Source organism: Streptomyces sp. NPDC026522 (assembly GCF_055567555.1).
Map to the genome: position 1 here is coordinate 248,638 of NZ_JBVHQF010000012.1, position 24,379 is coordinate 273,016.

The 24,379-nt window shown below is 72.5% G+C and carries 21 protein-coding genes; 5 read left to right on the forward strand and 16 right to left on the reverse strand.

Annotated elements, in window-relative coordinates; genetic code table 11:
• The first annotated feature begins 20 nt into the window (after positions 1-20).
• Positions 21-503: a hypothetical protein gene (locus ACZ4M3_RS28820; RefSeq protein ID WP_467737470.1), complete on the forward strand. Its 483-nt coding sequence runs from the start codon at positions 21-23 to the stop codon at positions 501-503.
• Between the two features lie 23 nt (positions 504-526).
• Here ACZ4M3_RS28820 and ACZ4M3_RS28825 read toward each other — a convergent pair whose 3' ends face one another.
• From ACZ4M3_RS28825 to ACZ4M3_RS28835, 3 genes are read right to left on the reverse strand one after another with little or no spacing between them, the layout of a single operon-like run.
• Complete coding sequence (locus ACZ4M3_RS28825; RefSeq protein ID WP_467737472.1) at positions 527-1,303, reverse strand: enoyl-CoA hydratase/isomerase family protein; 777 nt, start codon at positions 1,301-1,303, stop codon at positions 527-529.
• On the reverse strand, positions 1,300-1,746 hold the full coding sequence (locus tag ACZ4M3_RS28830; protein ID WP_467737474.1) for a Zn-ribbon domain-containing OB-fold protein: 447 nt from the start codon (positions 1,744-1,746) through the stop codon (positions 1,300-1,302). The genes ACZ4M3_RS28825 and ACZ4M3_RS28830 overlap by 4 nt, the downstream gene beginning before the upstream one ends.
• 7 nt (positions 1,747-1,753) lie before the next feature.
• Positions 1,754-2,905 carry a lipid-transfer protein gene (locus ACZ4M3_RS28835; RefSeq protein ID WP_467737476.1) on the reverse strand — a complete coding sequence of 384 codons (1,152 nt, stop codon included), beginning with the start codon at positions 2,903-2,905 and terminating at the stop codon, positions 1,754-1,756.
• Positions 2,906-3,000: 95 nt separating this feature from the next.
• Between ACZ4M3_RS28835 and ACZ4M3_RS28840 the strand changes: the two genes are divergently transcribed.
• Positions 3,001-4,824: a FadD3 family acyl-CoA ligase gene (locus ACZ4M3_RS28840; protein WP_467737478.1), complete on the forward strand. Its 1,824-nt coding sequence runs from the start codon at positions 3,001-3,003 to the stop codon at positions 4,822-4,824.
• Positions 4,825-4,875: 51 nt separating this feature from the next.
• Here ACZ4M3_RS28840 and ACZ4M3_RS28845 read toward each other — a convergent pair whose 3' ends face one another.
• The 4 genes from ACZ4M3_RS28845 to afsR all read right to left on the reverse strand — a co-directional run bounded on the left by ACZ4M3_RS28845 (position 4,876) and on the right by afsR (position 10,227).
• Positions 4,876-5,601 (reverse strand): class I SAM-dependent DNA methyltransferase, encoded by a 726-nt coding sequence (locus ACZ4M3_RS28845; RefSeq protein WP_467737480.1) that lies wholly within the window; start codon positions 5,599-5,601, stop codon positions 4,876-4,878.
• Between the two features lie 31 nt (positions 5,602-5,632).
• On the reverse strand, positions 5,633-6,529 hold the full coding sequence (locus ACZ4M3_RS28850; protein WP_467737482.1) for a DUF4232 domain-containing protein: 897 nt from the start codon (positions 6,527-6,529) through the stop codon (positions 5,633-5,635).
• Between the two features lie 265 nt (positions 6,530-6,794).
• The gene (locus ACZ4M3_RS28855) at positions 6,795-6,986 is read right to left on the reverse strand and encodes a hypothetical protein (protein ID WP_467737484.1); all 192 of its coding nucleotides are present in this window, start codon (positions 6,984-6,986) and stop codon (positions 6,795-6,797) included.
• A 172-nt stretch (positions 6,987-7,158) separates the two neighbouring features.
• Positions 7,159-10,227, reverse strand: a complete 3,069-nt coding sequence (afsR, locus tag ACZ4M3_RS28860) for an SARP-family global regulator AfsR (RefSeq protein ID WP_467737486.1) — start codon at positions 10,225-10,227, stop codon at positions 7,159-7,161.
• A gap of 143 nt (positions 10,228-10,370) precedes the next feature.
• On the opposite strand from afsR, the gene ACZ4M3_RS28865 reads away from it, so the two are divergent.
• Complete coding sequence (locus ACZ4M3_RS28865; protein ID WP_467737488.1) at positions 10,371-11,591, forward strand: amidohydrolase family protein; 1,221 nt, start codon at positions 10,371-10,373, stop codon at positions 11,589-11,591.
• A gap of 37 nt (positions 11,592-11,628) precedes the next feature.
• Here ACZ4M3_RS28865 and ACZ4M3_RS28870 read toward each other — a convergent pair whose 3' ends face one another.
• The gene (locus ACZ4M3_RS28870; RefSeq protein ID WP_467737490.1) at positions 11,629-12,819 is read right to left on the reverse strand and encodes an alpha/beta fold hydrolase; all 1,191 of its coding nucleotides are present in this window, start codon (positions 12,817-12,819) and stop codon (positions 11,629-11,631) included.
• A 181-nt stretch (positions 12,820-13,000) separates the two neighbouring features.
• On the opposite strand from ACZ4M3_RS28870, the gene ACZ4M3_RS28875 reads away from it, so the two are divergent.
• A complete protein-coding gene (locus tag ACZ4M3_RS28875) occupies positions 13,001-13,858 on the forward strand; it encodes a trypsin-like serine peptidase (protein WP_467737492.1) in 858 nt (285 codons plus the stop codon).
• A 19-nt stretch (positions 13,859-13,877) separates the two neighbouring features.
• On the opposite strand, the gene ACZ4M3_RS28880 is transcribed toward ACZ4M3_RS28875, so the two are convergent.
• Positions 13,878-14,318 carry an NUDIX hydrolase gene (locus ACZ4M3_RS28880; protein ID WP_467737494.1) on the reverse strand — a complete coding sequence of 147 codons (441 nt, stop codon included), beginning with the start codon at positions 14,316-14,318 and terminating at the stop codon, positions 13,878-13,880.
• Between the two features lie 780 nt (positions 14,319-15,098).
• Between ACZ4M3_RS28880 and ACZ4M3_RS28885 the strand changes: the two genes are divergently transcribed.
• On the forward strand, positions 15,099-16,172 hold the full coding sequence (locus ACZ4M3_RS28885; protein ID WP_467737496.1) for a DNA polymerase III subunit beta family protein: 1,074 nt from the start codon (positions 15,099-15,101) through the stop codon (positions 16,170-16,172).
• Positions 16,173-16,248: 76 nt separating this feature from the next.
• Here ACZ4M3_RS28885 and ACZ4M3_RS28890 read toward each other — a convergent pair whose 3' ends face one another.
• From ACZ4M3_RS28890 to ACZ4M3_RS28920, 7 genes are all read right to left on the reverse strand, one after another.
• Positions 16,249-16,662, reverse strand: a complete 414-nt coding sequence (locus tag ACZ4M3_RS28890) for a VOC family protein (RefSeq protein ID WP_467737498.1) — start codon at positions 16,660-16,662, stop codon at positions 16,249-16,251.
• 138 nt (positions 16,663-16,800) lie between these two features.
• A complete protein-coding gene (locus ACZ4M3_RS28895; RefSeq protein WP_467737499.1) occupies positions 16,801-17,598 on the reverse strand; it encodes a bestrophin-like domain in 798 nt (265 codons plus the stop codon).
• Positions 17,599-17,676: 78 nt separating this feature from the next.
• Complete coding sequence (locus tag ACZ4M3_RS28900) at positions 17,677-17,967, reverse strand: hypothetical protein (protein WP_467737501.1); 291 nt, start codon at positions 17,965-17,967, stop codon at positions 17,677-17,679.
• Between the two features lie 59 nt (positions 17,968-18,026).
• Positions 18,027-19,592 carry an APC family permease gene (locus tag ACZ4M3_RS28905; RefSeq protein WP_467737503.1) on the reverse strand — a complete coding sequence of 522 codons (1,566 nt, stop codon included), beginning with the start codon at positions 19,590-19,592 and terminating at the stop codon, positions 18,027-18,029.
• A 268-nt stretch (positions 19,593-19,860) separates the two neighbouring features.
• Positions 19,861-21,336 (reverse strand): aldehyde dehydrogenase family protein, encoded by a 1,476-nt coding sequence (locus ACZ4M3_RS28910; RefSeq protein WP_467737505.1) that lies wholly within the window; start codon positions 21,334-21,336, stop codon positions 19,861-19,863.
• Positions 21,333-23,072, reverse strand: coding sequence for an N-acyl-D-amino-acid deacylase family protein (locus ACZ4M3_RS28915; RefSeq protein WP_467737507.1), 1,740 nt, complete (start codon positions 23,070-23,072; stop codon positions 21,333-21,335). Before ACZ4M3_RS28915 ends, ACZ4M3_RS28910 begins: the two co-directional genes overlap by 4 nt.
• Before the next feature lie 169 nt (positions 23,073-23,241).
• Complete coding sequence (locus tag ACZ4M3_RS28920) at positions 23,242-24,363, reverse strand: LLM class flavin-dependent oxidoreductase (protein WP_467737574.1); 1,122 nt, start codon at positions 24,361-24,363, stop codon at positions 23,242-23,244.
• Positions 24,364-24,379 lie beyond the last annotated feature (16 nt).

The window sequence follows — 24,379 nt, forward strand, 5'->3', positions numbered from 1 at the left end:
CCAGGGGGAGGGAGTCGGCCATGACGGTCGGAGGGCGCATCAGGTTCGGAGCGGTGCTCGTGGGGGTGGTGCTGGCGCTCACCGGGTTCTCGTCCGGCCACAAGAGCAGCGGCGGGGGCGGCTGCTCCGGCTCCACGAGCCACAAGAGCAGCAGCTACAACAGCACCACCAACAGCAACCGCAACAGGACCAGCGGCAGCCGGTCGACGGCCGGCTCCACCCCCACCCCCACCCCCACCGGCGCACCCGCCACCGCCGAGGTCGTCACCTGCGCCGGTCCCGGTACGCCGAAAGCCGCCGTCAGGGTCACCTCCCTCGCCGGCACGGAGCGCACCGTACAGATCCCGCTCACCTTCGAAGGCGCGACCGGGACCGTCGAGCGCACCTCCGCCCGGGTCACGCTCAAGAAGGGCGAGACCCGCACGGTCGAGGTCCCGCTCGGCAACCCCGCGAAGGCCGTCGAGGTCACGAACTGCCGGCTCGGCCCCGTCGTCGCCGGCTGACCGGCTGCGCCCCCGCCTCCCGCCTACCGGACGCGCGGCGGCGGCGACGCGCGGCGGCTTGTGAACAGGGCCGCCTGGTCGGCCGGGGGCAGGTTGCCGAGCGCGATCAGGGCCGGCGCCTCGTCCAGGGCCTGGCGCAGGGCTGCCCGCTTGGCCGACCACAGGGCCCGGACCGTGCCCTGCACGGCCGCCGTCGGGAAGCCCGCCAGGGTCCGCGCCGACCGCAGGGCGGCCGCCAGCAGTTCCCCGGGCTCGGCCAGCTCCGAGACCAGACCGGTCTCGTACGCCCGGCGCGCCGAGAGCCGTTCGGCCGTCCCCATCAGGGACATCCGGGCCACCTCCCCGAACGGCATGCGCTGGGACATGTACACCGCCTCGTACGCGCTGACCATCCCGTACGTGGTGTGCGGGTCGAAGAACGTCGCGGACGAGGACGCGACGATGAACTCCGACTCGCCCAGCAGGTAGAACGCCCCGCCGCACGCCATGCCGTTGACGGCCGCGACCACCGGCTTCCACAGGTCGTTGGCCTTCGGCCCGACGGCGAGCAGCGGGTCGTCGGCCGAGTACGGGGAGGCGGGCTGCGGCACCGACACGTCCCGGTCGATGCCCGTGCAGAACGCGGCCGTCCCCGCGCCCGTCAGCACCACCGCCCGTACTTCGTCGTCGTAGCGCAACCCCTGCCAGACGGCGGCCAGTTCGGCGGCCGTCGCGAGGTCGATCGCGTTGTGCTTGCGCTCCCGGTCCAGGGTGACGACCGCGACCCCGGCCGCGCCGTCCCGTTCCACCCGTACCGTCACGGCCGCTCCAGGACCCAGCGCGGCACGCTCATCCCGCCCGTCTCGGTGAACACCACCTGCACCCGCGCCCCGATCCGCAGCCGGGCCGGATCCACGGAGTCCAGCGGGGCGTCCGCCGAGGCGACGAGGTTCCCGGCCAGCCGGATCAGCGGGGCCTCCGCCAGCTCCACGAGGATGACGTTGTACGGGGCCTGCGCCGCGTAGGCGGGCAGCAGCGGCGGGTGCGGCCGTACGTACGACCAGATCCGGCCCCGACCGCTCATCAGCCGCCACTCGGAGCCGAACGACCCGCAGTGCGGGCAGCACGGCCGCGGCGGGAAGCGGAGCCTGCCGCAGTCGGCGCAGGCCTGGACGCGGAGTTCACCCCGGGCGGCGTACTCCCAGAACGGGGCCCCGTCCTCGTCCGGGACCGGGAGGAGGAGGCTTTCGGCGGGCGCGGTCATGGTCGGGTCAGCTCCTCAGCAGGATCGCGGACGTCGGGACACCCTCGCCCGCCGTCACCAGGCAGGTCGCGGCGTCCGGCACCTGGGCGGTGGAGATGCCGCGCAGCTGCTTGACGCCCTCGTTGATCAGGTTGAAGCCGTGTACGTACGCCTCCGACAGGCCGCCGCCACCGGTGTTGATCGGCAGCCGGCCGCCCATCTCCAGCGCCCCGCCCTCGGTGAAGGCCGCCCCCTCGCCGCGCCCGCAGAAGCCGTAGCCCTCCAGGGACAACGGGATCAGCGGGGTGAACGCGTCGTAGATCTGGGCGACGTCCACGTCCGCGGGCCCGAAGTCGGCCTGCTTCCAAAGGTGCCGGGCGGCCGTCCACGCCGGACCGGACAGCGGGTCGTCGTTCCAGTAGTTGACCATCCCGTGGTGCTGCGCGGGCAGGCCCTGTGCGACGGAGTGGACGTAGACCGGCTTCTGGCGGCAGTCCCGTGCCCGCTCGGCCGAGACGATGACGCAGGCCAGCGCGCCGTCCGTCTCCAGGCAGTTGTCGAAGAGGCAGAGCGGCTCGCTGATCATGCGCGAGGTCATGTACATCTCGCGGGTCAGCGGCCGCTCGTACATCACCGCGGCGGGGTTCTCGTTGGCCCGGTTGCGGCAGGCCATCGCCACGTTGAAGAGGTGGTCGCGGGTGGCCCCGTACTCGTGCATGTAGCGCCGGGCCAGCATGCCTATCTCGTCGGCCGGGCGCAGCAGCCCGAACGGTCGGGTCCACTGGCCGGGGGTGGGCAGCTGCACGGCCGTGTTCTTCCAGGGGCGCGGCCCCGAGCCGCGCTTGCGCGAGCGCCAGGCGATCCCGACGGAGGCCTGGCCGGTGGCGACGGCGGCGGCGAGGTGGCCGACCGTGGCGCAGGAACCGCCGCCGCCGTAGCCGACCTTGGAGAAGAAGGTGACGTCCCCGGCGCCGATGGACTTGGCGACCTCGACCTCGTCCGTCTCCTCCATCGTGTACGAGGCGAAGGCGTCCACCTCGGCCGGTTCGATGCCCGCGTCGGCGAGCGCCGCGAGGATCGCGCGGCAGGCCAATTCCTTTTCGCTGCCCGGCAGTCGTTTGGCAAAGGGGGTCTGGCCGATGCCGACGATTGCCGTAGCGTCCTTGAGCGTTGCCGCCATCGCCACCTCCGGGTGCGCGCCAGTGCTGACAGCCGCGAAGGCTACAGCTAATCTGACGGATAGTCAGCTACGGGGACCGGGGAGGGCGACGCGCGATGGGCGAGGAGCAGCACGAGGACGGTGGCGTCGGCCGGCAGCGGCAGCGGGCCGGTGCCGTGCCCGGGCAGCGGCAGGACGGCGGCCGGCCCGGCGGCGCGGGCCCGGCCGGGGGCGCGGAGACCGCGACGGCCGGCGCTGCGGACCGGCTCACCGCCGACGCCGCCCCGGACCCGGCCATCCCCGCCGCCCCTGCCGTCGGCGGCGACCTGGGCGCCGACCCCCGCGGCGACCTGCGCTGGGGCACCATCGCGGGCCTCGTGCGCGACGCCGCCGCCCGCTACCGCGACCGCGAGGCCGTCGCCGACGGCCGCGTCCGCATCAGCTACGCCCAGCTCGGCGAACGCGTCGAACGCGCCGCGGCCGCCTGCCTCGCCGCCGGGATCGAACCCGGTGACCGGGTCGCCGTCTGGGCGCCCAACAGCTCCGACTGGATCGTCTCCGCCCTCGGCGCCGTCTGCGCCGGCGCGGTCCTCGTCCCGCTCAACACCCGTTTCAAAGGAGCCGAAGCCGCGTACGTACTCCAGCGCAGCCGCGCCCGGCTCCTGTTCATCACCGGCACCTTCCTCGGCACCTCCTACGTCGCCTCCCTGCGCCGCGCCGCCGCCGAAGGCCACGGCAGCGGCCCGCTGCCCGGCCTCCCGCACCTGGAACAGGTCGTCGTCCTCGCGGAAGACGCCCCCGAGGCCTTCCGCACCTGGAAGGACTTCCTCGCCGACGGCGACCCCGTACCGGCCGCGGCCGTCCGCGAGCGCGCCGACTCCCTCCGCCCCGACGCGCCCTCCGACATCATCTTCACCTCCGGCACCACCGGCAGCCCCAAGGGCGCCGTCATCACCCACGTCCAGACGCTGCGCTGCTACGACGTGTGGAGCGAGCTCGCCGGACTGCGCGAAGGCGACCGCTACCTGATCGTGAACCCCTTCTTCCACACCTTCGGCTACAAGGCCGGGATCATCGCCTGCCTGATGCGCGGGGCCACGATGATCCCCCAGCCCGTCTTCAACGTCGACACCGTCCTCGCCAACGTCGCCGCCGAACGGATCTCCGTCCTCCCCGGCCCGCCCACCCTCCACCAGTCCCTCCTCGACCACCCCCAGCGCGACCACCACGACCTGTCCGCCCTGCGCCTGGTCGTCACCGGCGCGGCCGTCGTCCCGCTCCGGCTCGTCGAGCGGCTGCGCGGCGAACTGCACATCGCCACCGTCCTGACCGCCTACGGGCTCTCCGAGGCCGGCGGCATCGTCACCATGTGCCGCCGCGGCGACCCGCCCGAGACCATCGCCGCCACCTCCGGGCGCGCCATCCCGGACACCGAGGTACGGATAGCCGACGACAGCGGCGCCCCGGCACCGGCAGGCACCCCCGGCGAGGTGTGGGTACGCGGCCACCACGTCATGCGGGGCTACTTCGAGGACCCGGACGAGACGCGGCGCGCCATCACCCCCGACGGCTGGCTGCGCACCGGCGACGTCGGCGTCCTCGACCCGGCCGGGAACCTGCGCATCACCGACCGGATCAAGGACATGTTCATCGTCGGCGGGTTCAACGCGTACCCCGCCGAGATCGAGCAGCTCCTCGGGCTGCACCCGGACGTCGCGGACGTCGCCGTCGTCGGCGTGCCAGATGCCCGCCTCGGCGAGGTCGGCAAGGCGTACGCGGTCCGGCGCCCCGGCGCCACCCTCACCGCCGACGACCTGATCGCCTGGTCCCGGCGGGAGATGGCCAACTACAAGGTGCCGCGCACGGTGGAGTTCGTCAGCGAGCTGCCGCGCAACGCGAGCGGCAAGGTCCTCAAGCGGGAGCTGCGCACCCGGGGCTGACGCGGCCCGCGCACCCGGTGTGCCCGGTGCCGCTCCCGCGCCCGGTGCCGCTCACGCGGGCTTGCGGGCCAGCACCAGCCGCCAGCGCGGGGTCCCGTCGGGCCGGCGCCCGAAGTGCTGCACCGGGACCGTCCCCACCGTGAAGCCCGCCGCGCGCAGATCGGCCCGGACCGGCCCCCACGGGAAGGAGCGGTAGTACATGACGAACGGCGGCCGCCACACCGCGTTGCGGACCCGCATCGCCGCGTCGAAGCCGGCCACCGCCCACCACAGCGCGGACGTCGGCGGGACCGGTGCCCCGATCGGGAAGGCGAACACCCCGCCGGGACGCAGCGCCCGGTGCACGCCCGAGAACAGCGCGGGCCGCTCGGCCGGGAGGAAGTGGCCGAACGCTCCGAAGCTCACCGCCAGGTCGTACGAGTCCGCGAGCACCTCCGGCAGCGCCAGCGCGTCGGCCCGTACGAGATCGGCCCCGTCCGGGAGGTCCCGCGCGGCCTGCCGCAGCATGCCGGCGCTGAGGTCCACCCCGGTGACCCGGTCCCGGCACAGCCGCCGCAGCAGCGGCAGGGCCGCGCCGGTGCCGCAGCACAGGTCCAGCCCCGAGCCGAAGGACCCCTCGTGCTCGGCCAGGGTCTCCTCGACCGCGTCGAGCATCCGGTCCGGGGTGCGGAACGGCGTCTCGTCGAACTTCGGCGCGAGCAGGTCGTAGCCGCGCTCGACGGAGGACAGCGCCTGCACGGCCAGTTCGCGGAGGGTCGGCCCCTGGGAGGTGAACACGCTGCCAGCCTAGACGCGTTCCGCGCCGGTCTCACCGGGTGCGCGCCTCGTCCTTCCGCCAGGCGCTGACGCCGAGCCGGCCCGTCGTGCCGAGGTCGAGTTCCGGGACCACGGTCACGGCCGGCGCGCCCGGCTTCGCCGTCACCCTGGCGTACGGGGCGTTCACCGCGTCACCCGAGCCGGTGGTGTTGCGCCAGGCCAGGGCGGCGGATGCCGACTCGCCCGGCCGCAGGGTCAACGGCGCGGGCGGGGCGTCCGGGCCGATGCCCGTGGCGATCTCCGAGGTGCCGTGGAGGACGTCGACGCCGGTCACCGGGGAGCGGCTCTCGTCCAGGAGCCGCAGCGCGGGGTAGCCGTCGAGCTCGTACGTGCCGGCGCCGCAGTAGGTCAGGTGCAGCCCCACGACGCGCAGCCCCATGGCGGCGTCGCCGTCGTCGGCGGTGACCCGGATCCCGGAGGGCGGGCAGCTGCCCGCCGGGCCGGGTGCCTCGGCGGCAGGGACGGCCCGCACCTTGGCGATCCGCACCTTTGGCCGGGCTCCGGAACCGGGTGTGGTGTCCGCCCCCTCGACGGTGCGGGTGACGCTCTGACCGGGGCCGACGGACGCCACGGTCTGCCGGACGTCTTCCGTGGCCGGGCCGGAGCCGTTCTGGACCGTGAAGGTGACGGTGTAGGTGAGGGCTTCCGCGCCGGTGTTGGTGACTCGGAAGGCGGCGCCCGCAGCGGGGGAGGGGCCGCACTCCGCGCTGATGAGGCGCACGCCGTCGTGCTCCGCGCCGGTGGGCGGGCCCGCGGTCGCGGTGGGGGCGCAGCTCGGCGGGGCGGAGCCGTCGGCCGGGCCGGAGGCGGCGGTCCGCGTTCCGCATCCGGTCAGGAGCACGGTGGCGGCGAGGACGGCGCACAGGGCGGCGGGGGCGGCGGGGCGCATCTCCCCAGCAGATCAGGAGCGGGTGCCCGCGGCTGTGACGGAGGCCATGCTTCCGGTCACAGGCCCGTCACAACGACGTGCGGCGGCCGCGGTGGTCCCCCCGGGCCACCGCGGCCGCCGTCCCCCGTACCGAGCCCCCGGGTCCCCCGTACGCATCCCGTGGACTCTTCCCCCGTACGTCCCCCGTACGTGCTGGTACGTCTCCCCCGTGGGTCCCCCCGTACGTCCCCCGTACGTTCCCCCGTACCTGCCGTGCTCGCCTCCGCTACGGGCGCGGTACCGACGCGTGGTTGTCCAGCGTCACGATGTCCGCGTCCAGAGCGTTGTCTTCCTGCCCGGGCAGCGGCGTACCGCCCGAGGCATGGTTGTCGAGCGGCTTGATCTCGATGCCCGATGCGTGGTTGTCGAGCGGCTTGATGTCACCGTCGTTCGGCAGGGCGTTCTCGTTCGTCGTCATCGGATCTCCTGATGGATGAGTCGGGCCCGTTCGGCGATTCCCCCGTGGACCGCCGAACGGGTAGTCCTCCAGTCGACCCGCGAGCCCCCCGACGCGCCGAGCCGATGTATCCATGATGGGGGGCGGCGATAAACGAACGATGAACGTCTCGTTCAACGCACTGCCGCGCAGGTCAGGCCGCCAGTTGTGAAGCGAGCAACGTACGCACTTCGGCCAGCTCAGCCGAACCCAGTTGCGCGAACACGCTCTCCGCGTCCCGCCAGCACACCCGCGCCCGGTCCCGCTGCCCCAGCCGCACCAGGGCCTTCCCCAGCACCGTGAGCACCGTCGCCCGGCGCCACTCGCCGCCGATGCCGCGCAGCGCGATGGCCTGCTCGGCGTGCGAGGCGGCCAAGGTGGGCCGGTCGGCGGCCAGATGGGCCTCGGCGAGCCGGAAGTGCGTCACGCCCTCCCACAGCGGCTGCCGGTTCTCGTGGAAGAGCGACAGCGCCTCGCCGAGCTGCTCCAGTGCCTCCCCGAGCCGGCCCGCCTGGGTGAGGGCGATGCCCAGCGCGTAACGGCCGTTGGCCAGGCGCAGGGTCAGGCCCATCCGGTCGTAGATCGCGATGCCCTGCTGCGCGAGGTCTATGGCACTGCTCAGGCGCCCGAGCCCGACGTGGATCCGGGAGAGGTTGCACAGGGCGCTGGCCTCGCCGACGAAGTTGCCGTCGGCCCGGAAGTTCGCGATCGCCTCCAGCAGGAACCGCTCGCCGTCGGCGTGCCGGCCCTGGTAGAGCGCGATGATCCCGCGGTCGTTGGGGGCCCAGCAGCTGGGCAGCGGATCGTCCGCCTCCCGGGCCAGGGCCGTCGCCTGGCGGGCCTCGTCGTCGGCCTCGGTGAAGCGGCCCGCCACCAGGTGGACCATCGTCAGCGTGGTGCGGGCCCGGCCCTCGGCGTGCGGGTCGCGCACGGCGCGCGCCGTCTCGCACAGCGCGCGGGCGGCGGACTCGTACTGCTTGGAGTTGGCCCCGGACTCGGTGAGGTCCTTCGCCGCCCACAGCAGGTCCACCGCCCGGCGCAGCACGTCGGGCCGCTCGGCGCCGCGTACGGAGGACTGCCGTACGCAGGCGAGCAGCGGGTCCGCCTCGGCGAACAGCCAGTCCAGCGCGGCGCGGGCCTCGGTGAAGGAGAGGCCCGGGTGGCGGGTGGCGGACATGTGCGCGGGCAGCCGGTCGCCGGGGCGCTCCAGCGCGTACACCCCGGCGGCGGTGGCCAGGTAGAAGTCGAGGAGCCGGTCGAGGGCGGCGGTCCGCCCGTCTTCGGGCTGCTCGTCACGGTCGGCGCAGGCGCGCGCGTAGAGGCGTACGAGGTCGTGGAAGCGGTAGCGGCCGGGCGCGGCGGACTCCAGCAGGGAGCAGTCGACCAGGGCTTCGAGGAGGTCCTCGGTGTCGTGCTCGGGCAGGTCGAGGACGGCGGCGGCCGCGGGCAGGGAGATGTCGGGGCCGTCCGCGAGGCCGAGGAGCCGGAACGCGCGCTGCTGGGCGGGCTCCAGTTGGCCGTAGCCCAGCTCGAAGGTGGCCTTGACGGCCAGGTCGCCCGCCTGGAGCTCGTCCAGGCGGCGGCGTTCGTCGGCGAGCTTCGCGGCGAGGACGGACACCGTCCAGGTCCGGCGGGCGGCGAGCCGGGAGGCGGCGATCCGGATGGCGAGCGGCAGGAACCCGCAGGCGCCGACCACGTCGAGGGCGGCCTGGCGCTCGGCGCCGACCCGCTCGGCCCCCACGATGCGGGTGAACAGCTGCAGGGCCTCGTCGGGGCTCATCACGTCCAGGTCGACGAGGTGGGCCCCGGCGAGCCCCGACATGCGGACCCGGCTGGTCACCAGGGCGGCGCAGCCCTCGGTGCCCGGGAGCAGCGGACGCACCTGGGCGGCGTCGCGGGCGTTGTCGAGCAGGACCAGCACGCGGCGGCCGTCGAGGGTGGAGCGGTACAGCGCCGCCCGTTCGGCGGCGGTGTCGGGGATGGCGGTGTCGGGAGTGCCGAGCGCCCGCAGGAAGGACCCGAGGACGGCGACGGGCTCGGCGGGGCGGGGCTCGGTGCCCTGGAGGTCGACGTAGAGCTGGCCGTCGGGGAAGTGCGGCCGGGCGGCGTGCGCGACGTGGACCGCGAGGGTGGTCTTGCCGACGCCGCCGATCCCGGCGAGCGCGGAGACGGCCATGACCTGGCCCTCGGCGCCGGACAGGATCTTGCCGAGCTCGCTGACGAAGGGGGCGCGCCCGGTGAAGTCGGGCACCGTAGCCGGGAGTTGGGCGGGCCGCACGGCTACCGGGGCGGCGGCCGGGGCCGGGTCCTCGGCGCGGGCGAGTTCGGCGTCGGCGCGCAGGATGCGCTGCTGGAGCGCGGAGAGCTCGGGGCGCGGGTCGACGCCGAGTTCGTCCGCGAGGAGGCGGCGGGTGTCGGCGTACACGGCGAGGGCCTCGGCCTGGCGGCCGCTGCGGTACAGGGCGAGCATCAGCAGTTCGCGCAGCCGTTCGCGCAGGGGGTGCGCGGCGGTGAGGGCGGTGAGTTCGGAGACGGCCTCGGCGTGGTGGCCGACCTCCAGGTCCAGGTCGAGGCGGGTCTCCAGGAGCTGGAGGTGCCACTCGCAGAGCCGGGTGCGCTCGGTCTCGGCGTGCGGGCCGGGGACTCCGGCGAGGGGTTCGCCGTCCCACAGGTCCAGGGCGCGGGCGAGCAGCGTACGGGCGAGGACCCGGTCCCCGGCGGCGCGGGCCTTGTCGGCGTCGGCCGCGAGGGCGCGGGCGACCCCGAGGTCGAGGGCGGCCGCGTGGTGCAGGCGGATGGCGTAGCCGCCGGCGTCGGTGACGAGCAGCCCGGGGTCGAGGACCTTGCGCAGGCGGGAGGCGTACGTACGGATGGTGGCGAGGGCCTGGGGCGGCGGCTCCTCGCCCCAGATGGCGTCGATGAGTTCGGGCGCGGTGGCGGTGCGGCCGTCGCGGAGCAGGAGCGCGGCGAGCAGGGCGCGCTGCTGGGGGCTGCCGGAGGGCAGCGACTCGGCGCCGCGCCAGGCGCGGACGGTGCCGAGGACGGCGAAGCGGTTGCCGTTGGGGGGCTCGGGTGTGGGTGTGGGTGTGGCTGTGACGGCGGGGCTCGGGGCGGCGGCGGGGTCGGCGGGGGTGGGCGCGGCGGTGGTGGGCACAGCGGTGGGAGTGCTCCGGGCTGCCTCGGGGTGGTTCCGCTGGTGCGGGATGGCCGGTATGCCGTCCATCTGTCGTCCCCCCTGCCTTCCGTCGGTGTAAGGGCCAGTCTGCCCTGTCTTGCACGTACCCGTCAGCCCGCAGCGGAGTGATCCCCTCCCGATCGACGCACAACTAGCTGACGATCCGTCAGATCAGCGCTACCGTAGTCGCCATGGAGACCTTCCCCAAGATCATCTCGGTGGACGACCACACGGTGGAGCCCCCTCACGTCTGGCGGGACCGGCTCCCGTCCAAGTACCGGGACACCGGACCCCGCGTCGTCCGCGCCCCGCTCAAGGAAATGACCTTCCTCGGCGGGAAGTTCGCCCCCGTCATGGGGGCGAAGGGCGACGACGGGCCCATCGGCGACTGGTGGGTGTACGAAGACCTGCACCGGCCGCTCACCCGCCTCGACACGTCCGTGGGGTACGACCGCGACGAGATCAAACTGGAAGTCATCACCTACGAGCAGATGCGCCCCGGCTCCTTCTCGGTTCCCGACCGGCTCGCCGACATGGACGTCAACCACGTCCAGTCGGCGCTCTGCTTCCCGACCTTTCCGCGCTTTTGCGGCCAGACCTTCACCGAGGCCGCGGACCGCGAACTGGGGCTGCTCGGCGTACGGGCGTACAACGACTGGATGGTGGAGGAGTGGTGCGGGCCCGACGCCGACGGCCGCCTCATCCCCCTGACCCTGGTCCCGCTCTGGGACGCCCGCCTGGCCGCCGCCGAGGTCCGCCGCAACGCCGCACGCGGGGTACGGGCCGTCGCCTTCTCGGAGATACCCCCGCACCTCGGGCTCCCCTCCATCCACACCGACGAATGGGACCCCTTCCTCCAGGCCTGCGACGAGACCGGCACGGTCATCGCCATGCACATCGGCTCCTCGTCGCGGATGCCGTCCACCTCGGCGGACGCCCCGCCGGCCGTCGGGTCCACCATCACCTTCGCCAACTGCTGCTTCTCGATGGTCGACTGGCTGATGAGCGGCAAGTTCGAACGGTTCCCGAACCTGCGGATCATGTACGCGGAGGGCCAGATCGGGTGGATCCCGTACATCCTGGAACGCGCGAACGTGGTGTGGGAGGAGAACCGCGGCTGGGGCGGGGTGGCGGACAAGGTCCACCGGCCGCCGTCCGAGCTGTTCGCGGAACACGTCTTCGGCTGTTTCTTCGACGACGCGTTCGGGCTGCGGAACCTGGACGCGATCGGCGTGGGCAACGTCCTCTACGAGACGGACTACCCGCACTCCGACTCCACCTGGCCGAAGTCCCGCGAGGTCGGCGAGGCCCAGATGGGCCACCTCGCCCCCGATGTGGTGGAGCGCATCGTCCGGGGCAACGCCATCGACCTGCTCGGGCTGACGCCGGAGGGGCTGTGGGCGGCGGGGTGAGGGGGTAGGGGCTCCCGTTGCCCTCGGCGCGCGGGCGTTACTTCCGGTCGGGGCCGGGGTGGACCCTCCGGGGCCGTTCGGCGGTGATCACCGGCCGGACGTGGGTCAGGAGCAGCTCAAGGAAGACCTCGGGGTGCCGGAACGAGGCGAAGTGGCTCGCGCCCTCGATCAGGGCGAAGGCCTTCACGGGTGCCTCGACCTCGTCGAAGAAGGCCTTGGCCCGCTCCGGCGGGGTGAGTACGTCCAACTCGCCCTGGAAGACGAAGAACGGCACCTCGAAGCGGGTCCCGTCCGCCCGGGCGTCGATTCCGGCCGCGTCCTGGGCGACCCGCTCCGAGAAGCCCTGCCCCTTGAAGAAGTCCCGCAGGTCGCGCAGGGTGTGCAGCGGGCTGAGCCACAGGGAGCCGAGCACCACCTTCTTGAGGGTGTCCAGGGTCAGCGGGTCGCTCTGGGCGCAGAGCCGGCTGTACGCGGCGCGCTGGGCCGCACTCCACGCGCGCGGGTCGGGCCCGAGCGCCTCGATCCGCGCCAGCTGCCGCGTCTTCCCGGCGGCGCGCAGCCGGTCCAGGAGGGCCCGGTGGTGGGCGGAGGCGCCGCCGGTGGCGGGGACGGTGCGGGTGCCGGGGACGGGGACGGTGGCGGTGGCGGGGACGGTGCGGGTGCCGGGGGCGGTGCGGGTGTCGGAGGCGGGGACGTTCTGGTCCGTGCCGACGTAGGCCGAGAACAGCTCGGGGTGGTCCCGGACCAGGCGCAGGCCGAAGACGCTGCCGAAGGAGTTGGCGACCAGCACGACCCGGCGGACGCCGAGCCGCCGGCAGGCGTGACGGACGACCTCCAGGGCGTCCTCGTAGAGCCGGGCGAACGTGGTCTCCCCCTGGCCCCAGGGACCGCCGTGGCCGTAGGTCTTTCCGGCACCGCGCATGTCCCAGCGGACGACGGTGAAGTGCCGCTCCCAGGAGCGGGTGCGCACCGCGTAGATGGAGTTGGGAGCGCCCGGGCCGCCGTGGACCTCGACGATGACCGGGTTGGCGCGGTCGTCACCGCGCACCGAGATCCACTGCTCGATGCCGCCGATGCGGACGAAGCCCTGCTCGTCGATCCCGTGGGGGGAGCCGATCCGCAGCGCCCGGGCCCCTTGGCGGCGGCGCAGGGCGCGGTGGCCGAACAGGGCGGCGGCCGGTGCGGCGAGGGTGGCGGCAGTGGCGGCGGTGGCGGCTTCGAGCGACACTGTGTCCTCCGTAAACTGTTTCCGACGTATGCAGAAGAGTGTGGGCGGTCCGCGCAGTCGTGTCAACACCCTTGCTCCAGGGGTGGCATGGTGGGTGCGGGATCCTGGCGGGCGCCGGCCCTTGCGGTGGCGGGGGCGCCCGGGCATGCTTCGCCAGAGCAAAGTGGGGAGGGTGGCGGTGGTGGACAAGCGGACCGTGGTGACCGCGGTGCTGTGCGGGGTGGCGGCGCTGGGCGCGTCGGCGGCGATGACGACGGTGGTACCGGCGGCGGACGGCACGGTGTCGGCGCAGCCGAAGGCGGCGCCGTCGAAGGCGGCGTCCGCGAACCCGCCGTCGCGGTCGCAATCGCCGAAGCAGCCCCAACTGTCCAAATCGCCGCGACCGAGCTCGACGCCGGTGACCCCGCGGCCCGGTGGCCCGGCCGCCTTCACGGGAGCGCTGTTCGAGGGCGGTCTGGACGGTGACCACTTCTGCACCGCGACCGTCGTGCACAGCCCCGGCCGGAACCTGATCGTCACCGCCGGCCACTGCCTGGTGGCGGGCAAGGACGGCGTGGGCAGCGCCGTCTTCGCACCCGCGTACGCGAACGGGACGGCGCCGTACGGTACCTGGAAGCTGGAAGAGGTCTACGAGGACGGACGCTGGACGGACGACGGGAACGACGACTACGACCTCGCCTTCGCCCGCCTGGCCCCCGACGCGTCGGGCCGCAACATCGAGGACCTCACCGGCGCGGCCGTCCTGGACACCTCGGGCCGCACCGGCGAGGAGGTCACGGTGACGGGCTACCCGGCCGACCGCAAGGTGCCCCGCACGTGCACGGCGGTGGCGACCCGGGAAAAGGCGACGGAACAGCGCTTCGACTGCGCCGACTTCCCGGGCGGCACGAGCGGCAGCGCGTGGATCGCCCGGGACGGGAAGATCGTCGGCATCCTGACGGGCGGTGACACGGACGACGTCTCCACGAGCACGGTGCTGGGGGAGTACGCGGCCGCGCTGTACGCCCGCGCGACGGCGGTACCGGGCGGGCGCGGCTAGGGGCCGGGCGGGCGGCCCGTCAGGCGATCAGGCCGAGGTGGACGGGCTCGGCGGAGGCGCGGGCCAGCAACTCGTTCAGCCGCGGCGGCCACAGCGGCTCCCCGAGCGTGGCCAGCGCCTCCTGTGAGAGCCAGCGCCAGTGGGCCTCGGGATACTCCGGGACGGGGTCGCGGCGGGGGCCGGTGGTGACGTAGATGTGCTCGTACTGGCGGACCGGTATGCCCTGGTGGGTGAAGTCGTGCTCCCAGGTGCAGAGCAGCCGCTGCGGCTCCAGATCGGTCCACCCGGTCTCCTCCCGCAACTCGCGCCGCACGCACTCCTCGGGACTCTCCCCGGGGTCGATCCCCCCGCCGGGCGGGAGCCAGTGGATGCCGACTTCGACGTTGTTCTCCCGGAAGAGGAACACGGATCCAGTCGGGGAGAGTACGACAATTCGCGCTGCCTGACGTGGAGTTCTCATCAGATCAGGGTACGTCGGAAGGGGCGGGACGGTACCGGTGTGGGGAGTCCCCTTGGGCGGTGTCGGTGGGGTGCTGGGGGTTTCCCGTCAGTCCACTGTCCTTTCGTGTCGTGTCGGCCCGTCAAGGGCGCTCCTCCTCTTTCCTCGTCGTCGCGTCGCTGCGCGATGGCCTTCGGCCACCCTTGATTGTCCGTCCCGCCCCGAAAAGCCAAAGACTGCCGGGAAGCCCCCGAAGAACGGCCGGGCTGTACGGGTCCACCGTCCAGCCCCGCCGGCGATTGAGGCGTGGGGGTCCCCCCGGACGGAGTCTGGGGGAGGGTCTGGGGCGGAGCCCCAGGAAGCCCCGAGCGCAGCGAGGGGGCCCACCCACCACGCCGCAGATCCCTACGCGCTCCTCCCGTCACGGCGCCTGCGGCCCGCCAGGGGCTGGGCATGGGCCGCCACCGATCCCTACACGGCTGACCTCATCTGGCGTCGATGAGGCCGTCATCGGACGTGCCGAGCAGCGGAATTGGTGGCCCGGTCCACATCGGTGAGACTGACGCCACGACATGGGCACAGACCGGCTGGCGGCCTGTCGGCCGGGCGCGGCGATGTCGGTGTGTGGCGCGGTCGGTCCGGCGCTGAGTGCCTACGGCGCTTCGGCGGCCGTCATCGCGCTGGTCGCGGGTATCGCTCCCGGAGCCATGCCCCTCGGCTCGGTTCTGGTCGCGCCCAGGAGGACATGGGCTTGACCCTCGACCTGGTGGAGGGCCCAGGGTCCTGGGTGTGGAGAGTGAGATGCGCAGCATCGGTGAGATGGCTCGGGACAGTGGACTGAGCGTGAGCGCCCTGCGGTTCTACGACGGGGCCGGTGTGCTGGTGCCGGCCTGGGTGGATCCGGTGAGCGGCTACCGCTGGTACGGCCCCGAACAGTTCGAGGAGGCGCGGGTCCTGGCCCGGCTGCGCCGGGCGGCCATGCCCTTGGCGGACATTCGGCTGGTACTGGCCGGATGGTCCGGTGCGGACACCGACCTGGTACGGAAGCTGCTCCAGGCGCACCTGCGCCGTCTCGAACGGGGACTGGCCGATGCCCGCAGCGAGTTCTCCACGATCCGAGCGCTACTCGAACGCAGGGAGAACCCCATGACTTCGCTCCGTACCACGACCGTCCGGTCGGCTGTCTCCGCGCCCGAGCTGGCGGCCGCGCTGGACGCGGTCCGCTTCGCCGTCGGCGGCGATCCGGAGCTGCCGGTGCTGGGCGGCGTCCTGTTCGACATCGAGGGTGACGAGCTTCGAGTCGTGGCCACCGACCGGTACCGGATGGCTGTCGCCCGGGTCGGCACCACCGGGTACGACGGGGCTCGGGTGCAGGTCACCCTGCCGTCCCCGCTCGCCGATGCGATGCGGGCGTTGCTGGGTGACGAGGTGTCCGTTCGGCTCACGGTGGATGGTGAGCGGGTGTCCTTGGAGGCGGGGGACCGGCAGGCGGCCGGGCGGTGCCTCGGTCACGACTTCCCCGATTACCGTCGCCTCGTCCGCCTGCCGGCCGGGCGGCGTGCGCCCGTCGATGTCCCGGCCTTCCGGGAGGCGGTGGAAACCGGTCCCGTGCGGACGAGCGAGGAGGACGGCGTCTCCTGTGACGTCACCGTGCTCAAGGTGACGGCCGGTGGTGTGGTGACCGTCTGCGAGGACGGCGACGACGATGCGGGGCGCGTCGCCGTCAACCGAGGTTTCCTGCTGGATGCGCTCGCCGCGGGTGGCCGGGACCGGCTGGTACTGGAACTCGGCGCCCCCACGGGGCCGCTGGCGATCCGCCGGACGGACACCGAGGACGTCTTCTCGCTCCTGATGCCGGTCCGCCTGGACGGCTAAGCCGTGTTTCGGAGTAGGTGGAGCAAGTCTGGCCACCGGGTGGCTGCCGCCCGGTGGCCAGACTTCGAAACACGGCCTACTGATCGTGCTTGGGCCAGATGGGGCCCTGATCGGTCCAGATGACACCCTTGTTGCGGCACAGACAGAAGGGGTGGCCAATGGGGTCGACGTAGACGCGGAAGCCGTAGCCGTCGAGGTCGATGCAGTCCCGCTGCAGGGTCGCGCCGAGGTCCAGGACGCGGCGCTGTTCGGCCTCGATGTCGTCGACTTCGAAGTCGAGGTGGAACTGCTTGGGGTGCTCGCTGTCGGGCCACTGCGGAGCGCGGTAGTCCGCCACCTGGATGAAGGCCAGTTCGATCTCGCCGAACTGGATACCGGCCCAGTTCTCGTTACTGCCCTCCTTGACCGGGAGCCCCGTCACCTCGGAGTAGAAGGCCGCCAGCTTCATCGTGTCCGGGCAATCGATGATGAAGTCGGTGAGTCGTAGCATCCCGCGATCTTGCCACAAGATCGCGGAGCCGGACTTGCTCAGACCCTAGCCGCCGGGGGGGCTGGACGGTGGACCCGAAGCCCCCGGCACTCCACCGACACCGCTCAAGGGGACCCGGCCCCCGGACCCCCGGCCGGGCTACCCCGGCGTCGGCCAGAACTGTGCCAGCGCAGCCTCCTTGTACGGGGCCGGGCTGACGCTCAGGTCGCCTGCGAACGGGCGGTCCAGGACCATCACCAGGAGCAGGCTGAAGCCGATGAGCGCCGCCACCGCCGACACGAACAGCAGCTGCATCTTCAGGCTCCGCAGCCCGAACAGGAACGTGAGCGGCAGGATCACCAGCGCGCCCCCGTACACCAGCACCTGCAACAGCGTCGGCAGCGACCTCTCCGCCATCGTCACCCGCGCCCTGCGCTGCGCCGCGACGTCGTTGAGGCGGCTCGCGGCCTCCTGGTAGAAGGTCTCGCTGCGGGGGCCGGCGGGTTCGTACGCCTGGAGCGCCGCGTAGAGGGCGTGCGTCTGCTCGGCGGTCGCGTCGAAGCTGGGTCTGCCTTCGCGCATCATCGGCCACTGGACGTCGACCACGGCGTGTACGTACGAGCCCACCGCCCGGTCCACCTTGGCCCGGTCGGCCGGGGGGAACGCCTCCGCGCTGCGCACGACCAGGGCCAGGTCGGTGGCCTCGGCGGCGACGACGTTCTGGGTGTTCTCCAGCTGCGTCCACAGCGTGACGACGACGAACGCGAGGATGATTCCGTAGATCGCGCCGAACATACCGAGGGCGACCCCGACCATCTCGTTGTGCTCGCCGGCCGCCAGGTGCGGGAAACGGCGCCGCGCGGCGATGCTGCCGGTCACCGCGAGGGCCGTGAAACCGCCCACGAGCAGGACGCCCAGGACGAACGTGCTGAGGTTGTTGAGTAACCAGAGGATCATGCGCGGTTCAACGAGTCCGGCCGCCCGCAGCGACGGCCACCGCGGCCAGGCCGTCGTCGTACCAATCGCCCCTTCCCATCAGCCCACCTTCGGTCCCTTCGGCAGCCCCGCCGTCAGCGCCGAGCCGGCGCCCGTCAGGGAGCTGCCGGTGGCCTTGGTCGCGTTGCCGGCCGTCGAGGCGGTGACGCCCACCGCCGTCTTGGTGTCCTGCACGGCGTGCCCGGGGTGGTCGACGATGTCGCCGACGCGCTCGGTGATCGGGGGCGCCTGGGCGGCGGGCTCGTCGGCGTGGGCGAGGCCCGGAGTGAGGGCGAGGGCCGCGCCTCCGGTGAGGATCAGGGCGGCGAGGCTGCGCTTGATGGGGTTCATGCCGGGCCCAACGACCCCACGGCGCCGGGGGTCACTCGCCGGGCGCGTCCGCGGACCGCTCAGTCCTCGACCACCAGCGCCGGCGTCGACTTCGTCAGCACCTCGCCCCGGAAGAAGGCGGGGCTGCGGCGTTCGGTGACGAGCATGACGATCAGGCCGAGGACGAGCAGGCCGACGCCGATGATGAAGACGCTGCCGACGCCGAAGACGGTGGAACCGGATCCGTAGGCCGGGTTCCACATGTCGACCAGGGTCTTGCAGAAGACGGAGGCCAGCAGCAGCCCGCCCAGGACCGGGAAGACGCCCTTGAAGAGCAGGTCGCGGGCGGAGTCGCGCAGCTCGCGCCGGAAGTACCAGGCGCAGGCGAAGGCGGTCAGCGAGTAGTAGAAGCAGATCATCAGGCCGAGCGCGAAGATCGTGTCGGTCAGGACGTTCTCGCTGACCAGGGACATCACGGTGTAGAAGACGCCGGTCGCGACGCCCGCCATGACGGTGGCGCGGCCCGGCGTCTTGAAGCGCGGGTGGACCTTGGCGTAGGAGGCGGGCAGCGCCTCGTACGTGGACATGGCCAGGACCGTGCGGGCCACGGGGATGAAGGTGGTCTGGAGGGAGGCGGCGGCGGAGGCGAGGACGGCGACGAAGAGCAGGATGCCGAGCAGCGGGCCCATCACCGGACCGGCGAGGGCGGCGAAGACGTTCCCGGACGTCTCGGGGTTGCCGAGGCCGAGCCCCTTGGTGCCCGAGCCGACGGCCATCTGGGCGGCGATGCCGGTGGCCAGGTAGGAGCCGACGAGGACGACCATGGCGATCAGCGAGGCGCGGCCGGGGGTCTTGGCCGAGCCGATGGTCTCCTCGTTGGCGGTCAGACAGGTGTCCCAGCCCCAGTACATGAAGATCGAGAGGGAGAGTCCGGCGGTGAAGGCGCCCATGGACTCGACCGCGAAGGGGTTCATCCACTGCCAGGAGAAGTGCGCGCCGGTGTCGAACGTTCCCGCCGAGGCCTTCTGGAAGGCCATCGCCACGAAGATCGCGAGGACGGCGAGTTGCAGGCCGACCAGGGTGTACTGGACGCCCTTGGTGGCGGTCATGCCGCGGTAGCTGATGGCGGTCGCGGCCGCGATCAGGGTGAGGCAGGTGGTGATGTGGACGAGTTTGTCGTCGTCCAGGGCGGCGATCGCGTCGTTGCCCGTGATCTGCCCGGCCAGCAGCCAGAAGTAGGAGGTGGCGACGCCGGCCAGGTTGGAGAGCACGATGATCGTGGCGATCACCAGGCCCCATCCGCACATCCAGCCGACGCGCGGACCGAAGGCCTTCACGGTCCAGGTGAAGGACGTTCCGCAGTCGGGCACGGCCTTGTTCAGCTCGCGGTACGCGAAGGCGACGAGCAGCATCGGGAGGAAGCCGGCGAGGAACACCGCGGGCATCTGGACGCCGACCTCGCCGGCCGTGGAGCCGAGCGTGGAGGTCAGGCAGTAGACGGGGGCGACGGTGGAGATGCCGATGACGGCGCTTCCGACGAGGCCGACGGACCCCTTGCCGAGCCCCTTGCCGCGGACGTCGCCGTCGGCGGCGCCGCCCTCCGTCTCTGCGGCCGGGTGGGGCGGCCGAACGTCCAGCTGAGTCATGGGTCAGGACGTTAGACGGTGCGGTTTCCACATCTGGAGGCTTTGACTCCGGATGGCTGGGAGCCAAATGACCTTTGAATCAGCCTCGGGATTCCGTTAACACCATGACAATACAAGGTTCGCTCAGGCACCCATCCGTGCTTCGAGAGGGGGTGGACAGGGGCTTCCGTTATGCGGAAACCGCAGATGTGTCCGTTTTGTCGGGCCTGAAAGTTTCCCGTGTGACCCGCACCTCACCCGCCCCAACCCCGCCCCCACCCCTCACCCCTCACCCCGCCCACACGATCGACTGCACCTCGCTGTAGGCGTGCAGTGCGTACGAACCGACGTCCCGGCCGACCCCGGACCGCTTGAAGCCCCCGAACGGCGCCTCCATGTTCCGCCCGATCGTGTTCACGCCCACCCCGCCCGCCCGCAGCCGCCGCGCGACCCGGAAGGCGCGCGCCGGGTCCCCGGACCACACGTAGCTCAGCAGACCGAAGTCACTGTCGTTGGCCAGCGCCACCGCCTCGTCCTCGCCCCCGTCGAACGGCACGACGACCACCACCGGCCCGAAGATCTCCTCCCGCACCACCCGCATGTCGTTCGTGCAGTCCACCAGCAGGGTCGGGGCCACGTAGAACCCGCGGCCGTCCCCCACCACCGGCCGCTCGCCCCCGTACGCGATCCGCGCGCCCTCCTTGCGGCCCAGCTCCACGTACGACTCGACCCGGTCCCGGTGCGCCGCCGAGATCACCGGGCCGACCACCGTGCCCCGCACCCCCGGATCGCCCACCTTCATGAACGCCAGATAGCCGGTGAGCTTCTCCACCAGCGCCCCGTACAGCGACCGGTGCACGATCACCCGGGTCGGCGCCGTGCAGATCTGGCCGCTGTAGAAGGAGAAGGTGGTGCCGATCCCCGCCACCGCCGCGTCGAGTCCGGCGGCGTCCACATCGTCCAGCACCACCGCCGCGCCCTTGCCGCCCAGCTCCATCAGCTGCCGCTTCATGGACCGGCCGCACACCTCGGCGATGCGCTGCCCGACCCCCGTCGAGCCGGTGAACGACACCATGTCCACGTACGGGGAGTCCACCGCCGCCTCGCCCACCTCCACCGAGGCGCCCGAGACCACGTTGACGACGCCCGCCGGGACCCCCGCCTCGTGCAGCGCCTCGGCCATCTTGAACACCGACAGCGGATCCTGCGGGGCCGGCTTCACCACCACCGTGTTCCCCATCGCCAGCGCCGGGGCCACCTTCCCCGCCGGGTTCGCCCACGGGTTGTTGTACGAGGTGATGCAGGTGACCACGCCCACCGGCTGGCGCACCTCCAGCGCGCCGAGCACGCTCGCCCCGCCCATCGGGCCGGCCTCGGTGACCTGTGGCGGGAGCCCCCGCTCCACCGGTTCCAGGGCGCCCTTCGCGTACCGCCGGAAGCGGGCCACCCCGACGCCCACCTGCATGCCGCGCGCGATTCCCGTCGGCGCGCCCGTCTCCGCCCGCGCGAGCGCCGCCCACGGCTCGTACTCACGCTGGATGATGTCCGCGGCCCGGTCCAGGACCGCCGCGCGCGCTTCGGGGCTGGTACGGGACCAGCCCTCGAAGGCGTCGGCCGCCGCGCGGGCCGCCTCCGCCACCTGGGCGCGGGTGGCCTCGGGGGCCAGGCCCACCACCGACTCGTCGGCGGGGTTGACCACCTCGTAGTGGCCGCCCGCGGGCTCCACCCACTCGCCGCCGATGTACAGCCGCTGCGGAACGCTCATCGCGTGCTCACCGTCCTCGTGTCGCGGCCCGAGCGCAGTACGGTGCCCGGGATCGCGCCGGTCACCTGGTCGTCGCGGATCGTCTCCACCCCGTTGACGCGTACGGACACGATCCCGACCGCCCGCGCGTCCAGCCGCGGGCTGTTCCCGGGCAGGTCGTGGACGAGCGTCGCCGGACCGGCCTCGATCCGCTCGGGATCGAAGAGCACCAGGTCCGCGTGGTACCCCTCGGCGATCCGGCCGCGCCCGCGCAACCCGAACAGCTGTGCCGGGTCGTCGGTGAGCATCCGTACCGCCTGCTCCAGCGGCACCAGCTTGCGGCCGCGCAGGCAGTCCCCGAGGAAGCGGGTCGTGTACGGGGCTCCGCACATCCGGTCCAGGTGGGCGCCCGCGTCGGAGCCGCCGAGCATGACGTCCTCGTGCTGCCAGGTCTCGGCGCGCAGGGCCCAGCTGGCCGGGTCGTTGTCGGTGGGCATGGGCCACAGGACCGTGCGCAGGTCGTCGTTGGCGCAGATCTCCACCAGGCAGTGGAAGGCGTCCAGGCCGCGTTCGGCCGCGATGTCGTTGACGACCCGGCCGGACAGGCCCTCGTTCTCCTTGCTGTACGTGTCCCCTATGACGTACCGGCCGAAGTTCGCGAGGCGCCGGAAGACCCCGGCCTCCTTGCTGTCGGCGCGGCGCAGCAGCTCGGCGCGTACGTCCGGGTCGCGCAGCCGCGCGATCCGTTCGGGGACGGGCAGGCCCAGGACCTCGCCCCAGCCGGGGATGAGGTTCAGCGCGCAGAAGGTGCCGAGCGACATGTTCATGGGGGTGAGGATCGGCATGGTCAGCGCGACGATCCGGCCACCGGCCTTGCGGGCCCGCTCGCTCGGTACGAGCTGGCGCGGGACCCGTTCCGGGACGGAGGCGTCGATGGTGAGGACGTTCCAGTTCAGGGGGCGTCCGGCGGCCGCGCTCATCTCCACGAAGAGGTCGATCTCCGTGTCGGAGAACTGGTCGAGGCAGCCCGCGACGATCGCCTCCAGCTGGGTGCCCTCGTGCTCGGCGACCGCCCGGGAGAGGGCGAGGAGTTCGGCGGGTTTCGCGTGCCGGGAGGCGACGGGGGCGCCGGAGCCGTCGGAGTGGGTGGCGGACTGGGTGGTGGACAGGCCCCAGGCGCCGGCGTTCATGGCGTCGTGGAAGAGGTCGAGCATCTCCCGCATCTGCTGCTCGGTGGGCTGCCCGCCGATGGCGTCCTCGCCCATGACGTGCCGGCGCAGGGCGCAGTGGCCGACCATGAACCCGGCGTTGACGGCGATCCGCCCCTCCAGCGCGTCGAGGTACTCGCCGAAGGTGGACCAGGTCCAGTCGACGCCCTCTTCGAGCGCGGCGAGGGCCATCCCCTCGACCTTGCTCATCATGCGGCGGGTGTAGTCGGCGTCGTCGGGGCGGGCCGGGTTGAGGGGGGCGAGGGTGAAGCCGCAGTTGCCGCCGGCGACGGTGGTGACGCCGTGGTTCATGGACGGGGTGGCGTACGGGTCCCAGAACAGCTGGGCGTCGTAGTGCGTGTGGGGGTCGATGAACCCGGGGGTCAGCACGAGCCCGGTGGCGTCCTCGCCGGTCCGGGCCGCCTCGGTGACGGTGCCGGGTTCGCCGATGACGACGATCCGCCCGTCCCGGATGCCGACGTCGGCGGCGTACGCGGGCGCGCCCGTGCCGTCGACGACGGTGGCTCCCTTGATCAGGTGGTCGAGCATGACGCTGAGGCTCCTTCGTCCGTGACGTGATCGCTGGCGCGTTGGTCCGTGACGTGATCGCTGGCACGTTGGTCCGTTGGTCCGTTGGTCCGTTGGCCCGCGGGCGTTCCCGGCGGGGACGGCCCGGCCCCGCCGGGGCGGGGCCCGGCGGGGCCGGAGGGCGGCGCGGTCAGGCGGCCTGCCGGAAGCGGGTCGTGCGGTGGACCGGGTCCGTGTCGATGTGCGGGATCACGTGTTCGCCGATGAGCTTGATGCTCGTCATCGTGTCCTCGTAGGACACGCCGGTCGGCAGGCCGAAGGACAGCTGGTCGGCGCCGGCCCGCTCCCAGCGCTCGCACTGGGCGCGGACCTCGGAGGGGTCGCCGCAGATCAGCAGCTCCTCGGCGATCAGCAGCTCGATGATCTCCGCGTTGTACTCGGGCAGGGTCTCGGGCCACTGCGGGATGGCCTCGGGACGCGGGAAGGTGTCGTGGTAGCGGAAGACCAGTGACTGGAACCGGTTCATGTTCGCGTTGACGGCGATCTCCACGGCCTTGTCGTGGGTCTCGGCGCAGATCGCGGTCGAGGTGACCATCACGTTGTCGTTGACGAAGGCGCCGATGGCCTTCGCCTCCTGGACGGCCGTCTTGTACTGCTCCAGCACCCACTCCATGTCGGAGACCTTCTGCACGCTGAAGCCGAGGACGCCGAGGCCCTTCTTGGCGGCCATCGCGTACGAGGAGGGCGACCCGGCGGCGTACCACATGGCGGGGTGCGCCTTGCCGTACGGCTTGGGGAAGATCTTGCGCGGGGGGAGCGACCAGTGCTTGCCCTGGAACCCCTCGTATTCCTCCTGGAGGAACATCTTGGGGAACTCCGCGATGGTCTCCTCCCAGATCTCCTTGGTGTGGTTCATGTCGGTGATGCCGGGCAGGAACCCGAGGATCTCGTGGCTGCCCGCGCCGCGGCCGGTGCCGAACTCGAAGCGCCCCTTGGAGAGGTGGTCGAGCATGGCGACCTTCTCGGCCACCTTGACCGGGTGGTTCACCGGGGCGAGGGGGTTGAAGATGCCGGAGCCGAGGTGGATGCGTTCCGTGGCGTGAGCGAGGTACGCGAGGAACACCTCGTTCGCGGAGAGGTGCGAGTACTCCTCCAGGAAGTGGTGCTCGGAGGCCCAGGCGTACTTGAAGCCGGACTTGTCGGCCTGGATGACGTACTCGGTCTCCTCGATCAGCGCCTTGTGCTCTGCCTCGGGGTCGACCTTGGACCGCGCCTCAGGCACGTATCCCTGCACGAAGAGCCCGAATTCCAAGGGGTTCACCGTCCTT

Coding starts and splice junctions, on each gene's coding strand:
- ACZ4M3_RS28820 (WP_467737470.1), top strand. CDS start 21: ATGACGGTCGGAGGGCGCATCAGGTTCGGAGCGGTGCTCGTGGGGGTG.
- ACZ4M3_RS28830 (WP_467737474.1), bottom strand. CDS start 1,746: ATGACCGCGCCCGCCGAAAGCCTCCTCCTCCCGGTCCCGGACGAGGAC.
- ACZ4M3_RS28835 (WP_467737476.1), bottom strand. CDS start 2,905: ATGGCGGCAACGCTCAAGGACGCTACGGCAATCGTCGGCATCGGCCAG.
- ACZ4M3_RS28840 (WP_467737478.1), top strand. CDS start 3,001: ATGGGCGAGGAGCAGCACGAGGACGGTGGCGTCGGCCGGCAGCGGCAG.
- ACZ4M3_RS28850 (WP_467737482.1), bottom strand. CDS start 6,529: ATGCGCCCCGCCGCCCCCGCCGCCCTGTGCGCCGTCCTCGCCGCCACC.
- ACZ4M3_RS28855 (WP_467737484.1), bottom strand. CDS start 6,986: ATGACGACGAACGAGAACGCCCTGCCGAACGACGGTGACATCAAGCCG.
- afsR (WP_467737486.1), bottom strand. CDS start 10,227: ATGGACGGCATACCGGCCATCCCGCACCAGCGGAACCACCCCGAGGCA.
- ACZ4M3_RS28865 (WP_467737488.1), top strand. CDS start 10,371: ATGGAGACCTTCCCCAAGATCATCTCGGTGGACGACCACACGGTGGAG.
- ACZ4M3_RS28880 (WP_467737494.1), bottom strand. CDS start 14,318: ATGAGAACTCCACGTCAGGCAGCGCGAATTGTCGTACTCTCCCCGACT.
- ACZ4M3_RS28885 (WP_467737496.1), top strand. CDS start 15,099: ATGCGCAGCATCGGTGAGATGGCTCGGGACAGTGGACTGAGCGTGAGC.
- ACZ4M3_RS28890 (WP_467737498.1), bottom strand. CDS start 16,662: ATGCTACGACTCACCGACTTCATCATCGATTGCCCGGACACGATGAAG.
- ACZ4M3_RS28895 (WP_467737499.1), bottom strand. CDS start 17,598: ATGATCCTCTGGTTACTCAACAACCTCAGCACGTTCGTCCTGGGCGTC.
- ACZ4M3_RS28900 (WP_467737501.1), bottom strand. CDS start 17,967: ATGAACCCCATCAAGCGCAGCCTCGCCGCCCTGATCCTCACCGGAGGC.
- ACZ4M3_RS28905 (WP_467737503.1), bottom strand. CDS start 19,592: ATGACTCAGCTGGACGTTCGGCCGCCCCACCCGGCCGCAGAGACGGAG.
- ACZ4M3_RS28910 (WP_467737505.1), bottom strand. CDS start 21,336: ATGAGCGTTCCGCAGCGGCTGTACATCGGCGGCGAGTGGGTGGAGCCC.
- ACZ4M3_RS28915 (WP_467737507.1), bottom strand. CDS start 23,072: ATGCTCGACCACCTGATCAAGGGAGCCACCGTCGTCGACGGCACGGGC.